Origin of the sequence: Rhizobium sp. CF142, assembly GCF_000281145.1 — a bacterium.
Lineage (GTDB): Bacteria > Pseudomonadota > Alphaproteobacteria > Rhizobiales > Rhizobiaceae > Rhizobium.
In genome coordinates this window covers 56,490-69,693 of the sequence record NZ_AJWE01000086.1, presented here as the reverse complement: position 1 = coordinate 69,693, position 13,204 = coordinate 56,490, and the positions used below count along the sequence as shown (strand labels likewise).

Here is a 13,204-nt window from a genome sequence, read left to right as displayed (position 1 = left end):
ATAACGGAGCGCCGAAGGATTTCAAGAGTGACCACTGTGATAAATGAGGAAAAGCGTCGCCGCGGCCGTCCACCGGCTTTCGACCGCGCCGAGGTGCTGGGCAGGGCGGCAATCCTCTTCTGGCAGCGCGGCTATGAGGGCGCCTCGATTTCGGATCTGACGGAGGCCATGGGCATCACGCCGCAAAGCCTCTATGCCGCCTTCGGCTCCAAGGCTGAGCTCTACCGCGATGCGGTGGGCTGGTATCTGCACAATGTCGGCGAAGGCGGCTGGCAGGAAGCCGAAGACGTGGTCGATGCCTTCCGCACGCTGCTCGAGGACACGGCCGTCAATTTCACCCGACCCGGCTATCCGCCGGGCTGCATGATCTCGACTGCGGTGCTGACGGCCGCCGTCGAGAATATCGATGTCGCCGCCCATATGAGCCAGCTGCGCGAGGCCAATGTCGGCCGCTTCGTGGAGCGTTTGAGGCGCGCCATCAGTGCCGGGCAATTGCGCCCGGATGCCGATGTGACCGCGCTCGCCCGCTTCCTCGGCGCGATCATCCAGGGCATGGCGGTGCAGGCGCGGGATGGCGCGGATACGGCAACCTTGCGGGATATTGCCGGCATGGCGATTGCGCAGCTGGAGCGCTGGCGGGTGTGATGGTGGAGGAGGGGCATGACGCGTGGTGGTGCCGCCTTTCCGCTGTCGTCGACCGCAGCTTACCCTAGGTAAGCGGTAGGGGAACTCCACCCAGGCGAGCCTCACGTTACGGAATACACCTTTGAAATCTCTCAGTTTTCTCAAAAATTGTCATAAACCCGCCAAAACATCACCCGATTGGGGGTGGCGATTGTCCGGCTACCGGCTAGGGTGGAGACGGCCTTGTGGAGCTGGGCCGACTTGACGCAAATTTCGAGGCCGTCTCTCCCGACGAGCCTCTTTTTTTATGCGCCACTGCTCCGGCCGTCGTAGCTCACCTGTCATTGCACAAAAGCCGAAACTGCCTATGCTGCGCCAATCCGTTCGCAGGCGCTCAAAAGCCTCAGCCGACATCCCCTTCCGCAACAGGCGAGACATCAGCCATGACGATCGAGATTGCCGATTGGTCGCCGCTCTGGGCGGAAAAATTTTGGTCGAAAGCCTCAGATATTCGCCGGGTGCTTGGAAACACCGCGTTGCGGATCGATCATATCGGCTCCACTGCAATAGCAGGCATGGCTGCCAAGCCCATCATCGATATGCAGATTTCGGTCGCCGGTTTCGAGCCCTTCGAACAGCTCGTAAAGCCGCTCAACGCAATCGGCTATGTGTGGCGGCGGGACAATCCGGATCTCGCCAAACGCTATTTCCGCGAAGGTCCCGATCAGGAGCGCACGCATATCCATATCAGGCGCTCCGGCAACTGGCATGAGCAATGGGCGCTGCTGTTTCGCGACTACATGCGCGCTCACGAGGCGGAACATCCGGCCTATATCGCGCTCAAGCACAGGCTTGCCGCTGCCCATGGCGACGATCGGCGGGCCTACACGGAAGGCAAGTCCGATCATCTCTGGGCGGTGATACGCCGGGCGGACCGCTGGGCGGCCGAGACCGGTTGGGCGCCGGCGCAGCCGGATGCTTAGCGGCAGGTTGCGGGATGCAGGACGTTACCGGGCGTGAACGCCCAGCAGTTCGAACTCGTCGATCAGGCCGACCACCTTTTCGCCGTCGAATGTCTCGGCGCCGATGATGCTTTTCCCATCATATTTCTCGGCCTGCAGGATGATGACGTATTTGTCTTCCTGCCGGAAATAGCCGTATTGCGGGATTTCGATATCGATCGGCTTTCCATAGCTGCGGTCATCCTGCCCGGCGGCGAAGATCGCCGTTCCGTTATCGACATCTTCGGGTGCGGCACCCCGGCCGATCAAAAAGCCCGAGTTCGGCAAGGCCGGCCATTTGGCGGCGCCGCTGAAAAGCAGGGCCGCGCTCAGCGCAATCGCGAGCGCCCTGATGGTCTTGAACTCAGTTGCCTTTGCCATGGTTCACTCCTGCCATGTGAGGAAGGGGCGAAGGGTGCGTCATTCTGTGAATTCTCCATGCAGCCGGAAGTTCCCAGAAATCGCCAACCGGAGGCAAGGGCAAGACAGGACAGCGCCATTGCACAATTTTATTCGCAATGGCGCATATAGGCGAGGGGTCCGGATGCCGCAGGCCGGTAGCCGGATACCGGTGAAGGCGCCGAAGGCCTATTCCTGCCGCGGGGTCGGGGCTTTCATGTAGTCGCAGATGCTCGTGAAATAGACGGTCTGCCCGCCCTGTTCGGCTTTCGACAGGCCAAATTCCCAGACGGCGAATTTATCGTCATCGTAATAGACGGCGGCACCCAGGAAAGCGTCGAGCCGGCCGCAATCGCCCATGCCGGTGCCCGTATAGATGGACAGGGTCTTGTCTTTGAACTTGCCCTTCAACACCTTGTCGATCTCGAAATCGCCGCGTGTGATCCGTAGCGGCGGCGTATCGCCCGGAGGAGCCGGCAGCGGGACGCCGTAGGTCACAAGCTTCATGCGCCCTCGGACCACGAGGTCGGCACCGGAATATTGCTGCTTTTCGGACATCTTCCCGCAACTGCAGGCGGCAGCCTCTGAGGCCGTCAGCCCCAGAAAAAGCGACGCAAAGACTGCGGCCACGACACGACATGACTTCATCGAAATCCCCATTTGAAAGAGCGCATCATCCACCCCGGCCGCTTCTAGGCATGATTGCAGAAAATGGCGGGTCGATGGCGGAGAAGGCCGCCCGTCCGATCTTTCTGAAGGGTCTGTGGTGCAAGGCTATACGTCGCGGTAACAGCTGCTTGTCCTGTTTTGCTGCTGCGAATTTCGGGGCGTTCGGGCAGGCACTATTCTTCAATTCAGAATTGACTCTATGCCAGAGTCGGATAACCAATAGCTACACGCAAGAGGGATGTCGCGAATGGATTTGTTGCCACTCCGGACCTCTGCTGAAGCGGGCTTTTAAGGAAGCGCGGAATTGAAGCTCTCGGCCGCTAGGAGCAGGGCACAGGCAAAATGGCTTCCAGATTTTGGGATGCAGATGGCGCGCTCAGGAAAGAGCTTCGCCCAGGAGAGATCGTCCTTTGGAAAGGGCGGCCCAACATGTGGGCAACTGCAGCCCGCGAGCAGGGGCAATTCTGGGTGGGACTGTTGACTGCCGGCATTGGGTCGGGAATTTTATTCCCCTCTCTTAACGATTACATGCTGTCGGATGTACCCAAGGGTCCTACGGGTGTGTTTTTCGGCCTCGTGTTCTTCGTATTTGGTCTTTTGGCCGTCCTACGTGGAATTCGCGCGATACTGGCGACGTGTCGCACGGTTTATGCGGTCACTGATCGCAGGCTGCTGATCGTCAAGGACCTCAGGCGCAAACAGGTGACGACCATCGCTCCCTCGGCCATCAATGCTGTGGAGCTCACGCAGGGACCTGACGGAATGGGATCGATCACATTCCGCCGGGAAACTGTCGATGACGACAAGGTCGTAAAGCTGGCATTTCTGGGCGTACAGAACGTCGGCGAGGCCGCTGCGGAGATAGAGAAGCTGCGGCTTGGGGCGGCTGCGGCCGGGCGAACCTTCGCATCGTAGTGGTAAACCAGTTGAAACAGCTTGTCGGCTGCCTCTTTAGCCGTCCTCATTCGCTTCGCGCGTCATCTCGACCATCGTCGGGCGGAATCCCATGGCGGCGAACAGGCTGCGGGCGGTCTCGTTGCGGTAGGCGGTGGAGAGTACGAAACGTTCGGCGCCGAGGGATTTCAAGCCGGCCATCGCCGCTTCCAGGAGCATCCGGCCGACACCTTCGCGCCGCCGAGAGGGATCGACGAAGAGATCGTGGATGACGCCCGCCGGCCCGCGCAGGGACATGTAGTCGAAGCCTTCCGATGCCGCATAGGCATAGCCGAGCAGCGCGCCGTCCTCTTCGGCGACGATCACGATGACCTCGGGTTGCGCGAGCTGGCTTTTGAGGAACTGCCCGTATCGCAGCGGGGTGCTTTTGGCCGCTTCGATGAAGCGTCTGGCGTCCAGTTCGTGATGCAGCGCGACGAGCAGGGCGCCGAAGCCGCCGAGAATGTCCATGTCGCCTGATGTGGCGGGGCGGATCTTTACTGCATGTTCAACCGGCTTCGTCGCCATATGTGATTCCAGTGGGCTTTGGGTCGAGGCGCTCAGGGTACGCCGAGATCCTTCCTACATCGCGGTCGGTTCCAAGGCCATATCTTCCACGAAGGGATGACGCCTCCGGCTGCCAGACGCCAGCTATCCGGCGATGGGTGGGCCGGGCACATATTCCGGAAACTCGGCTGCGCCCCGGCTCAGCGCCTTCACCATCAGCAGCCCGTCATCGAAATATCCGTTTCTCTGATAGAACTGATGCGTGCGCTCGCGGCCGAGGATCATGGCGATGCGGATAACGGCGCACTCCGTGCGCTCGGCTTCCGCCTCCATCCAGGCCATCAACGCCGCACCGATGCCGCGGCTGCGCAGTTCCTCGTCGACAGACAGATTGTCCACTTCCATATATTTGCCGCACCAGAGCTGCGTGCCGGTCCAGAAGCCGGAAATGCCCACCATGCGCTCGCCCATATAGGCTGCGATGCAGCGGTAATTGCCCTGCGCGATCATCGCCGACATACGCTCGCGGAAGACGGCCTCGCTCAAGTGGCCGACCTGGCTGTTGAGCGGAAAGATCGTCGCGATTTCATCCATGCCAAAAAGCTCGCGGATGATGATGTCCCCGGACATGACACGCCCCCTTGTCACTGTCGTCAGACTGCATCCGATCGGTGTCGTCGTCCAGAGCGGAGCTCAGTGGGGCTTGCCTTTATGGTTGCGCCGTGGGGCACCCCCCTCTGTCCTGCCGGACATCTCCCCCACAAGGGTGGAGATTGGCCAGAGGCGTGACCTTCGCACATCTTTGACGTCGCGCAGTTTGCAACGTTCATTCTTTGGGGAAACCGGTGCCCCAGCGAATCTCCCCACTTGTGGGGGAGATGCCCGGCAGGGCAGAGGGGGGTGCCATACGGTACACCGCCAACCTCCGGGCGTTCCGCGGGGCCTGCACCACTCGCTTGTGCGAATAAATATTTGGACCGCAAATCAGCCGCTTACAGCAGGAACTTGCAGGCGATTCGAAGTTTTTCCGCGTATGTCGGTTGCCAAATTTAAAATTGACCGTATATTACGCTCATCGACCATTGCTTGTGACGTCGTTGAAGAGCCTATGCGCTCTCGTCAGATTTCCTTCCAAATAATCGACCCAATCCCGCAGGGTATCGCGGGGAACTTCAACGGTTGCTTTGAAAGGAGATCGTTATGAATACAGGTACAGTCAAGTGGTTCAACGCCACCAAGGGTTTCGGTTTTATCCAGCCGGATAACGGCGGCACCGACGTTTTCGTCCATATTTCTGCAGTTGAACGCGCAGGCCTGCGCTCGCTCGCAGATGGACAGAAGGTCACCTATGACATCGTGCAGGACCGTCGCTCGGGCAAGAGCTCTGCCGACAACCTCCGCGCTGCCTAAGACATTGTCACGACTTTGCGCGACCACGGATGTACTGGCGCGCAAAGACGATGACTGAGGCCAGAAACTGGCCGGGGAAGGTCGGGAGCAGTCCCGGCCTTTTATTTTGATTTCATGTGGAGAACGATATGGTAAGCCGTCGTTACCGGCCGGGTGACACCATCATGCTCAAGCATGGCGTTCTCGGCAGCGTCCAGCCCTCGGGCTCGGGCAATATTCTATCCGTCCTGCCGGCCGCGCAGGGCTTCGTTCATTATCGCGTCCGGTTCCAGAACGAGAATTTCGAGCGCAGCATTCGCCAGGATGATATAGACGTCGGCGCATCGCCCTCGTCGCCTTTACCTACCGAAGTGCGGGCGGCTTCCGAAAGTTCTAAATCGAGCTGGATCAATTCGAATTCGATCCGCATCAGGAAATAACAGCAGCAAAGCTGATTAAGGAGAAATCTTGCAGGTACTCGTCCGAGACAACAATGTCGATCAGGCCCTCCGCGTGCTCAAGAAGAAGCTGCAGCGCGAAGGTGTGTTCCGCGAAATGAAGGAACGCAGCGCCTATGAAAAGCCGTCGGAAAAGCGCGCCCGCGAAAAGGGTGAAGCGATCCGCCGCGCCCGCAAGCTCGCCCGCAAGCAGGCGCAGCGCGAAGGCCTGCTGCCGGCACCGAAGAAGAAGGTGATGCCCGCCCGCGGCGGACGCTGACGTTTTCCCGGTTTCCGAATCCATCGAGAAGGAGGAAACATGACCGAGACGAAGGACACGTTCTTCAAGCCCGAAAAGCTTTCGCCGCAGGCGAAGGCCGAGCAGACGACGTCTGCCGCCAGGGACATCCTTGAAAGCGAAGCTGCCGCCCGGCAGAAGAAAACGGAAAAGCTGCGCGCGCTGAGGCTCGCCCAGCCGGCGCCTGAGGCGCCGGCGAAGAAGACCAGGGCGCCGAAGAAAGGGTAGAGGCTTTCGAGCCTCGCCTTGCTATGGCTTTGGTAGGTTGATGATTTTGAAGCGGTGCTCTTTGGGCGCCGCTTTTTGTGTTTGGCTGTTGGCTTGGCGCTATGAGCCGGTCTAAGCGCTGCCACTTTTGCGTTGTGCCGTGCGGCCACCCCCCTCTGTCCTGCCGGACATCTCCCCCACAAGGAGGGAGATCGACAAGTGGCGTGACCTTCGAGTCACTCTGTCGTCACGCCGAGTTGCAACGTTGATTGCTTGGACAAGCCGGTGCGCCCAGCCAATCTCCCCCTTGTGGGGGAGATGTCCGGCAGGACAGAGGGGGGTGCCACATGGACCGCCCGTTCATGGGGAGGGTTTTGATGCACCAATCAGCTGCATCTCCGCACCTCACCCAAATCCGTTCAATTCCGCACCTCGAAGATCATATTGAACGGCGTCTCGCTCGAGCGGCGGAAGTGGTGATATCCCGCATCCAGCGCCACCTTGCGCAGCTTCATCTCGCCCGCCTGTGCGCCAAGCCCGAGGCCGACTTCCTGGGCCATGGAGGCTGGTGTGCAGATCATCGTCGAGGCGCCGTAATAGACGCGGCCGACGGGGTTGAGATTGTCCTTCAGCCCGTCATGGGCGAAGGGTTCGACGATCATCCAGGTGCCGTCCTTTTTCATCGTCTCGCGGATATGGCGGCCGGCGCCGACTGGGTCGCCCATGTCGTGCAGGCAGTCGAACATGGCCACCAGATCATAGTCGCCGGCCGGAAAATCCTTGGCCGATGCCTTGCTGAAGGTCACCCGGTCGGCCACGCCCGCTTCCTTTGCGGCGCGCTTTGCCCGTTCGATCGACGGACCGTGATAATCGAAGCCGTGGAAATGCGATTTCGGGAAGGCCTGGGCCATCAGGATCGTCGAGGCACCGTGGCCGCAGCCGACATCGGCGACTTCCGCCCCGCGTTCCAGCTTTTCCTTCATGCCCTTCAGCGCCGGAATCCACTCCGTCACCAGATGGCTGTTGTAGCCGGGCCGGAAGAAACGCTCGGTGCCGCGGAAGAGGCAGGTGCTGTGTTCATGCCAGCCGAGACCGCGCCCCGTTTTGAAGGCTTCTTCCACCTTCGGCTCGTCCATCCACATGGATTGCACGATCTCGAAGGCGCCGCCGAAGAAGGCGGGGCTCTCCTCATTGGCAAAGACCAGCGCCTGTTCGGGCGTCATGGCAAACTTGTTGGAGGCTTCGTGCCAGGTGATGTAATCGGAGGCCGCCATGGCGGCCAGCCATTCGCGCACATTGCGCTCCGTGAGGCTGGTCGTTTCCGCAAGCTCCATCGAGGAGCGCGGCCGCCCATCCATCATCGCCTTGAACAGGCCAAGATGATCGCCGAGCACGACGAGAACGCCTGACACACCAGCCCCGAGATCGCCCACGAGGCGACCGACGAGGGCGTCGACTTTCTGCATGTCAGGTTGCTGCATGCCGTTCGGCATATCGGCTTTTGGCTTGGCCTGTTTTGATTTTCCAGCTTTCGGCAGATCAGTATTAGGCATGGCACCCTCCTCAAGATGCGTTAACCCCAGCCCGATGGATCGACCTTGTGGGGATTCTAGGCCGAGGCGCGGGGCAGTCAATGCTGCATTTGGGTGACGGGGGCGGGTGACGGGGGCCAGACCGGGGCAAAGACCCCGCCCCAAACAGTCGGGGTCGAGCCACGCGTCTCGACCCGTCCTTCGGACCCCCACAAGGGGGAGGGGCTTAATTTGCCGTGCCCGCGTTCCACATCTTCGACGTTTTGATGTGGGCGAGGTGGGTGCCAAGAGGAGTCCCTCCCCCTTGTGGAGAGGGGTTGGGGAGGGGTTTCCATCCGGGTGAGGGCGGGGTGATGAGCTTGGAGACGATCGGATCGGGCCAGCGGTCACAGGTTGGAGGGTTGCGGCAACCGGCGCAAGACAGGTCGACCGCCGCGGGAGAAAGGGCGACGACAGCATGCGTAAAACCTACAGCATGCCGCGCAAAAGTGCGGTATTGGGTAGCAATTGCCACCGACGACCGCTTTCAGCCCTTTGCGGTGATCCCGCTACGTGCGATCAACTGAGACAGTTGAACGTTGCAGCCTCTTGTCCTGATGCTGACCCGATCCAGGAAGCAGCGCAAACAGGCTTCTCAAACTCAGAGAAGACCGATACATGGGTGATATGGTGGCAGACCGCATTTGCATTACCAGCATCGAAAAACTGATCGATTTGATCAGCCCGAGGAAGAGCAAACTCATAGGTCGCAATATACGCGAGCTGGCCAGGCTGAACTTCGACCGGCATGACCGATAAGCTGTCGGCGGTTACGCTGCCAAGCCAAAGCCTGTTTTCGTCCAAGTCTACCAGACCACAAATTCGAGGCGTATCGTGTTGATCGAACTCGCGGTCCAGACCGACGAGAACGCTCACGATCGCATCTCGTGGGGTGTTGCCCGCCTTTAAACGCTCGTAAATCGGGCGTGTCTGGGTGCCGTTCCCAACAACGGCAAAACGAGAATTCCAAATGAGGCATTCGTAGGCGATGTAAGGACTGTCAGATGTTGCATCTGTACTTCCGGCCTGTGCGACAATCCGTATGGTATCGCCGAGCTTTTCCGCATTTCTGTTGGGAAACGATCTGCTCGAAACCCGATACGCCGCGACCAAGTCCCCTTTTCGATCCCGACCTACCCCAACAATGCGACCAACATACATTTCTATGACTCTCCGAACCAATATGAACGCTAGCCATAGTACGCGCGACGGCCGTGATCTCAATGCCCGCAGTCGGCGCGAAGCAGCCTTTCCAGACTGGTGGCAGTTGCTACCGAATTGAGCAAAAGTGTGCAGTGGTTTTGCGATAGCGACATGCGAAAACAAAAGCCTGAAGCTTGGCAAGCGCATCTGAAAGATCGTCGCACGCTTTAAAGCCAGCCCCTCCCGGAACACCATCGCCGGCTTGGAAATTAAGTGCCACGCCGTCCTTTCCGCGTTATAATTATGCGCGGCGATGTAGACGGAGGTGAAGCCAATGAAGAGGCTCGCAATCATTGCCCTGTCGCTGGCGACGGCGCTGACGAGCGCCCTGCCGGCCGAGGCGTTTCCCACCATTGCCACCCCTGATGTCGAGGCACTGCAGGCGCAGCCGGTGCGCTACCGTGGCGGCTACTATGGCGGCTATCACGGCGGATACTATCACCACCATGGTGGCGGCAACGGCTGGGGCTGGGCGCTCGGGGGCCTGGCCACGGGCGTGATCATCGGCGGACTGCTGGCGCAGCCCAGATATTATGGCTCCGGCTATTATGATCCGGGCTACTACGGCTCGACCTATGACGGTCCGTACTACTACGGCTCGACGCGATATTACGCGCGACGCTATTATTATCCCCGGACCTATTATGGCGGCAATGGACATGTGCGCTGGTGCTATGCGCGTTACCGGTCCTACAGGGCTTACGACGATACGTTCCAGCCCTATCACGGTCCACGACAGGCGTGCGTCTCGCCTTACTATTGATGGGCGCGCAGAGTGGCCGGCGTCACACTCATCGCCTTGCCTTGATCGCGTCGTTCGCCTGCCTAAAGCATGTCGCGCAAAAGTGTGCAGCGGTTTTGCGATAACGACATGCGGAAAACAAAGACCTAAAGCGTGGCAAGCGAATCCTGGAGATCGCGACACGATTTAGGGAAGTTCGATTTCGCCGTCCACGACGTGGTTGAGGGCAGTGCCTTCCGCCGTCAGCGTCATGCGGACCTTCAGCTTTTTGCCGCCGATCTGCCCGTCACGCACCGTCTCCTCGATCTTGCGCTGTGAGGTCACGCCGACTTCTTTCAGGAACTTGCGGATCGACATGTTGAAGGCGTCTTCGCTCATGATGGAATCCTCTATGTCCGGAAGGGATTGTAAGCGAAGGCGAGCGATCAGGAAAGCTGGGGGAGGTGCGGTGCAATAATCAATCCGAGCCGGGAGCCGCCTCAGGCGACCCTCCGGCTTTCCAGCCAAACAAATCGGAAATGTCTATTTACAGGTATAATCCCAGATGAAGTATTGGGGATGCGCGGCCTCGGGATCCTGGTCCTGTTCAGGATCTTTGCTCAGATATATATCCCCGAGTGCAGAAACGCCGTTCTGGCAGCTGTTCTTGATCAATCTCGCGACCATTTCGAACACCTGCAGGTGCCGGTCCCGAAACGACATCTTCGCCAGCGGGCCATCATATTTTTCCCCGCGATGGGTGACTTCGATCCGTCGGTCATTGGAACCGCGGGCAGTGACCGAATAATCGAATTGTGAGCCGCTGATCTCTTTCGTTCCGCGATCTGCGGCGCCGGCGGAAGCCGCCGGTCCTGCTACGATGACCAGAAATCCCAACAGTGCAAAAGGTTTTAAATATCTGCGATTCATTGCAATTTGCCCCCAATAGTTGACCCGATCATATGGTCCTCTTCTGTTTCTGCAACCGGCAATTTTGATCCTGGCGGCGCAGAACAAACCTCCCAGAACCGATACCGATCACCGCACGAGGGAACCGCTGTCATAAAACTGAAGCAGTTCAGTTGCTAGTGATTTGCAATTGCAAATCAGGAATGATGTATGACCGAGTCCGGATCGGAGACGAAGATGCTGCTGCCCTTGATCGTGCTGTCGATCGCCCAGCTGATAGGGTGGGGCGCGGTCAGTTTCCCGGCGGTCGTCAGCCGGGACATGGCGGCGGATCTCAATGTCGATATGTCGACGGTCTTTGCCGGGACCACCGTTTTCTATGTCACGATGGGTGCCTGCGCTCCTTTCCTCTCGCGCCTTTTTACAAGCGTCGGCGCGCGTCCGGTCATGATCGGCGGAACGATCATGTCAGCCTTCGGCCTGGCGCTCGTGTCATTGTCGCATTCGCCCATCACCTATTTCCTCGGCTGGCTGGTTCTCGGCGCTGCCGGCAGCGCCAGCCTCACCACGCCGGCACATATCCTGCTCAACGAGATCGCGGGCCGGAATGCCGCGCGGGCGATTGCGAGCATGGCGCTGGTTTCCGGCTTGTCCGGCACGGTTTTCTGGCCTCTCACGTCGTTCCTGTCGGCGGAGATCGGATGGCGCGGCACGTGCGAAATCTATGCCGCAGTCATGATCATGGTCTGCCTGCCGCTCTACATTTTCGGCCTGCCGCGCCGGAGCAAAGCCGCAGCTGATATCAAGGCGACGAGATCTCAGGGTTCGGCAGGATCTTATGACAGGACATTCTATCTCATCGTCGCTGCCATCGCGCTCAATGCGTTCATCACGTTCGGCTTCAGCTCGATTCTGATCGAACTCCTGAAGGCCGAGGGACTGAGCCCCGCGCAGGCGCTTGGCTATGGCTCTGCGCTCGGCATCGTGCAGATCTGTGCCCGGGGGCTTAATATCATCGGCGAAAAACGGTGGGACGGCGTGACGATGGGTGTCGCTTCGTCGGCAATTCTGTGCGTATCGCTGGTCATCCTTTCGATCGCTCAGGGCTCGCCGGCGGCCATTGGCGTTTTCCTTGTGCTCTATGGAATGGGCAGCGGGGCGCTTGCCGTCGCAAGGTCGACCATTCCGCTCGTTTTCTATGACAAGGGTGAGTTTGCAAAGGCACTCTCGCGGATCGCCCTGCCATTGAACTGGATCTCCGCCATCTCTCCACCCCTGTTGATTTCCCTGATGACCAATCTCGGGAGCAGGGCTGTGTTGATCCTGTGTCTGGTCTGCTCCTGCAGCGCTATCTTCGTCCTGCTTCTGCTGAGGAGCCGCCGCCCGATGAGCGAGGCGGTCGCCGGCGCATCTTAGCCGTCGCCGACCTTCAATTCCGGCTCCTCGGCGCAAATCGCAGCGAGGAGATCGATGAAGGGGGCGGTCCCGGTAGCGGCGTAGTGGCACCGTAGTGACCGCCGTCCGCTTTCGGGCTCGAAGCGGTTTCCCATTTCATGATGTCGATTAATGGGGTCGTGACTCTATTGCTTCTTCAGGACAGAAGTTTCAACCCATGCATTCAATGCATCTTGCGGCCCGCTGCCACTTGCGACTACCACCTTCATCCACTTGGCCGGTCCCTCAATCAGATAAGCAGTACCGGATTCTCGGCTTTCTTTCGTTACTGTGCCCAAAGATGCCTCAGTGAGCGCAGTTTCGAAGGCTGCACTTTGAGCATTCGAACAACTCAGGCCTTCCTTGCCTTTCGTGCCAAGGGCCAAGGGAAAATTGAGTTCGCAAACTGCGGAAAAGAGGCCTTTAAAGTCCGCATAGAAAACGTGGAACGGTAGTCCGCTCGGCATGGTGTATTGTTCGCTGCCGGTTCGTGGCTCAGAAGCAGGGCTATCGGAAATCGCTTCGACTGTCCAATCGCCTCGCTCAACACCTCTGTGCAGAGCGGCCACGCTGTCGCCGTTCATCACGCAGAGCTTCAACATATCATTGAGAGGGCATGCAGCCGCTTCCCCCTGACTGAATACGCCAGCAATCATCAAAGCGGCAAAGAATCGCACGCGACTGTTCCCCCTGTCTTCACACTAGCTTGGATGCCGAAGAAAACAAGGCGGCGCTTGCGCATCAACACCTTCCTCCCTTCGTAATAGTCCTGTCCTGCGGGCGTCACGGCGAGGGCACGCGAACTTCTCGCGAGGAGTACGTCCCGAGCCGCGCTTCTAGTGCAGTGAGCTGTTTGCTGACCGCCGGCGGCGTGAAGCTATAATTCCCGGCTTTCTGTCTGG

Annotated in this window: 18 protein-coding genes; 9 read left to right on the top strand and 9 right to left on the bottom strand. The window is 59.3% G+C overall.

Annotated features, from left to right (window positions below; genetic code table 11):
* The first annotated feature begins 27 nt into the window (after positions 1-27).
* Complete coding sequence (locus PMI11_RS16535) at positions 28-645, top strand: TetR/AcrR family transcriptional regulator (protein ID WP_007819052.1); 618 nt, start codon at positions 28-30, stop codon at positions 643-645.
* 422 nt (positions 646-1,067) lie between these two features.
* On the top strand, positions 1,068-1,607 hold the full coding sequence (locus PMI11_RS16530; RefSeq protein ID WP_007819051.1) for a GrpB family protein: 540 nt from the start codon (positions 1,068-1,070) through the stop codon (positions 1,605-1,607).
* Between the two features lie 24 nt (positions 1,608-1,631).
* On the opposite strand, the gene PMI11_RS16525 is transcribed toward PMI11_RS16530, so the two are convergent.
* Positions 1,632-2,006 (bottom strand): hypothetical protein, encoded by a 375-nt coding sequence (locus PMI11_RS16525; protein WP_007819050.1) that lies wholly within the window; start codon positions 2,004-2,006, stop codon positions 1,632-1,634.
* A gap of 207 nt (positions 2,007-2,213) precedes the next feature.
* Positions 2,214-2,672: a hypothetical protein gene (locus PMI11_RS16520; protein WP_007819048.1), complete on the bottom strand. Its 459-nt coding sequence runs from the start codon at positions 2,670-2,672 to the stop codon at positions 2,214-2,216.
* Between the two features lie 363 nt (positions 2,673-3,035).
* Here PMI11_RS16520 and PMI11_RS16515 point away from each other — a divergent pair, with 363 nt between their 5' ends.
* Positions 3,036-3,608: a PH domain-containing protein gene (locus PMI11_RS16515; protein WP_037071532.1), complete on the top strand. Its 573-nt coding sequence runs from the start codon at positions 3,036-3,038 to the stop codon at positions 3,606-3,608.
* A gap of 36 nt (positions 3,609-3,644) precedes the next feature.
* Here PMI11_RS16515 and PMI11_RS16510 read toward each other — a convergent pair whose 3' ends face one another.
* Together PMI11_RS16510 and PMI11_RS16505 are read right to left on the bottom strand one after the other, a co-directional pair.
* The gene (locus PMI11_RS16510; protein ID WP_007819043.1) at positions 3,645-4,154 is read right to left on the bottom strand and encodes a GNAT family N-acetyltransferase; all 510 of its coding nucleotides are present in this window, start codon (positions 4,152-4,154) and stop codon (positions 3,645-3,647) included.
* Between the two features lie 123 nt (positions 4,155-4,277).
* Positions 4,278-4,763 (bottom strand): GNAT family N-acetyltransferase, encoded by a 486-nt coding sequence (locus PMI11_RS16505; protein ID WP_007819042.1) that lies wholly within the window; start codon positions 4,761-4,763, stop codon positions 4,278-4,280.
* 570 nt (positions 4,764-5,333) lie between these two features.
* On the opposite strand from PMI11_RS16505, the gene PMI11_RS16500 reads away from it, so the two are divergent.
* The 4 genes from PMI11_RS16500 to PMI11_RS16485 all read left to right on the top strand — a co-directional run bounded on the left by PMI11_RS16500 (position 5,334) and on the right by PMI11_RS16485 (position 6,485).
* Complete coding sequence (locus PMI11_RS16500) at positions 5,334-5,543, top strand: cold-shock protein (RefSeq protein ID WP_007819041.1); 210 nt, start codon at positions 5,334-5,336, stop codon at positions 5,541-5,543.
* A 128-nt stretch (positions 5,544-5,671) separates the two neighbouring features.
* Complete coding sequence (locus PMI11_RS16495) at positions 5,672-5,962, top strand: hypothetical protein (RefSeq protein ID WP_007819040.1); 291 nt, start codon at positions 5,672-5,674, stop codon at positions 5,960-5,962.
* A 28-nt stretch (positions 5,963-5,990) separates the two neighbouring features.
* Positions 5,991-6,239 carry a 30S ribosomal protein S21 gene (gene rpsU, locus PMI11_RS16490; RefSeq protein ID WP_007819039.1) on the top strand — a complete coding sequence of 83 codons (249 nt, stop codon included), beginning with the start codon at positions 5,991-5,993 and terminating at the stop codon, positions 6,237-6,239.
* Positions 6,240-6,278: 39 nt separating this feature from the next.
* Positions 6,279-6,485, top strand: coding sequence for a hypothetical protein (locus tag PMI11_RS16485; protein ID WP_007819038.1), 207 nt, complete (start codon positions 6,279-6,281; stop codon positions 6,483-6,485).
* 398 nt (positions 6,486-6,883) lie between these two features.
* On the opposite strand, the gene PMI11_RS16480 is transcribed toward PMI11_RS16485, so the two are convergent.
* Positions 6,884-7,945: a class I SAM-dependent methyltransferase gene (locus PMI11_RS16480; protein ID WP_037071557.1), complete on the bottom strand. Its 1,062-nt coding sequence runs from the start codon at positions 7,943-7,945 to the stop codon at positions 6,884-6,886.
* Positions 7,946-8,554: 609 nt separating this feature from the next.
* Positions 8,555-9,532: an IMP cyclohydrolase gene (locus PMI11_RS16475; protein ID WP_244430588.1), complete on the bottom strand. Its 978-nt coding sequence runs from the start codon at positions 9,530-9,532 to the stop codon at positions 8,555-8,557.
* Between PMI11_RS16475 and PMI11_RS16470 the strand changes: the two genes are divergently transcribed.
* Positions 9,513-10,001, top strand: a complete 489-nt coding sequence (locus PMI11_RS16470; RefSeq protein WP_007819032.1) for a BA14K family protein — start codon at positions 9,513-9,515, stop codon at positions 9,999-10,001. The two genes, PMI11_RS16475 and PMI11_RS16470, sit on opposite strands and share 20 nt — an antisense overlap.
* Positions 10,002-10,166: 165 nt before the next feature.
* Here PMI11_RS16470 and PMI11_RS16465 read toward each other — a convergent pair whose 3' ends face one another.
* Complete coding sequence (locus PMI11_RS16465) at positions 10,167-10,358, bottom strand: DUF6494 family protein (RefSeq protein ID WP_007819030.1); 192 nt, start codon at positions 10,356-10,358, stop codon at positions 10,167-10,169.
* A gap of 144 nt (positions 10,359-10,502) precedes the next feature.
* Positions 10,503-10,889: a hypothetical protein gene (locus PMI11_RS16460; RefSeq protein ID WP_007819028.1), complete on the bottom strand. Its 387-nt coding sequence runs from the start codon at positions 10,887-10,889 to the stop codon at positions 10,503-10,505.
* Between the two features lie 189 nt (positions 10,890-11,078).
* Between PMI11_RS16460 and PMI11_RS16455 the strand changes: the two genes are divergently transcribed.
* Positions 11,079-12,284: an MFS transporter gene (locus PMI11_RS16455; RefSeq protein WP_007819025.1), complete on the top strand. Its 1,206-nt coding sequence runs from the start codon at positions 11,079-11,081 to the stop codon at positions 12,282-12,284.
* Between the two features lie 164 nt (positions 12,285-12,448).
* Here the strand turns inward: PMI11_RS16455 and PMI11_RS37885 are convergent, their stop codons facing one another.
* The gene (locus PMI11_RS37885; RefSeq protein ID WP_007819023.1) at positions 12,449-12,979 is read right to left on the bottom strand and encodes a hypothetical protein; all 531 of its coding nucleotides are present in this window, start codon (positions 12,977-12,979) and stop codon (positions 12,449-12,451) included.
* Positions 12,980-13,204 lie beyond the last annotated feature (225 nt).

What these genes read in the sequence shown, in the direction of transcription:
- PMI11_RS16485 (WP_007819038.1), top strand. Translation starts at nt 6,279, where the DNA reads ATGACCGAGACGAAGGACACGTTCTTCAAGCCCGAAAAGCTTTCGCCG.
- PMI11_RS16520 (WP_007819048.1), bottom strand. Translation starts at nt 2,672, where the DNA reads ATGAAGTCATGTCGTGTCGTGGCCGCAGTCTTTGCGTCGCTTTTTCTG.
- PMI11_RS16505 (WP_007819042.1), bottom strand. Translation starts at nt 4,763, where the DNA reads ATGTCCGGGGACATCATCATCCGCGAGCTTTTTGGCATGGATGAAATC.
- PMI11_RS16470 (WP_007819032.1), top strand. Translation starts at nt 9,513, where the DNA reads ATGAAGAGGCTCGCAATCATTGCCCTGTCGCTGGCGACGGCGCTGACG.
- PMI11_RS16475 (WP_244430588.1), bottom strand. Translation starts at nt 9,532, where the DNA reads ATGATTGCGAGCCTCTTCATTGGCTTCACCTCCGTCTACATCGCCGCG.
- PMI11_RS16525 (WP_007819050.1), bottom strand. Translation starts at nt 2,006, where the DNA reads ATGGCAAAGGCAACTGAGTTCAAGACCATCAGGGCGCTCGCGATTGCG.
- PMI11_RS16530 (WP_007819051.1), top strand. Translation starts at nt 1,068, where the DNA reads ATGACGATCGAGATTGCCGATTGGTCGCCGCTCTGGGCGGAAAAATTT.
- PMI11_RS16480 (WP_037071557.1), bottom strand. Translation starts at nt 7,945, where the DNA reads ATGCAGCAACCTGACATGCAGAAAGTCGACGCCCTCGTCGGTCGCCTC.
- PMI11_RS16495 (WP_007819040.1), top strand. Translation starts at nt 5,672, where the DNA reads ATGGTAAGCCGTCGTTACCGGCCGGGTGACACCATCATGCTCAAGCAT.
- PMI11_RS16510 (WP_007819043.1), bottom strand. Translation starts at nt 4,154, where the DNA reads ATGGCGACGAAGCCGGTTGAACATGCAGTAAAGATCCGCCCCGCCACA.
- PMI11_RS16500 (WP_007819041.1), top strand. Translation starts at nt 5,334, where the DNA reads ATGAATACAGGTACAGTCAAGTGGTTCAACGCCACCAAGGGTTTCGGT.
- PMI11_RS16465 (WP_007819030.1), bottom strand. Translation starts at nt 10,358, where the DNA reads ATGAGCGAAGACGCCTTCAACATGTCGATCCGCAAGTTCCTGAAAGAA.
- PMI11_RS16460 (WP_007819028.1), bottom strand. Translation starts at nt 10,889, where the DNA reads ATGAATCGCAGATATTTAAAACCTTTTGCACTGTTGGGATTTCTGGTC.
- PMI11_RS16515 (WP_037071532.1), top strand. Translation starts at nt 3,036, where the DNA reads ATGGCTTCCAGATTTTGGGATGCAGATGGCGCGCTCAGGAAAGAGCTT.
- PMI11_RS16455 (WP_007819025.1), top strand. Translation starts at nt 11,079, where the DNA reads ATGACCGAGTCCGGATCGGAGACGAAGATGCTGCTGCCCTTGATCGTG.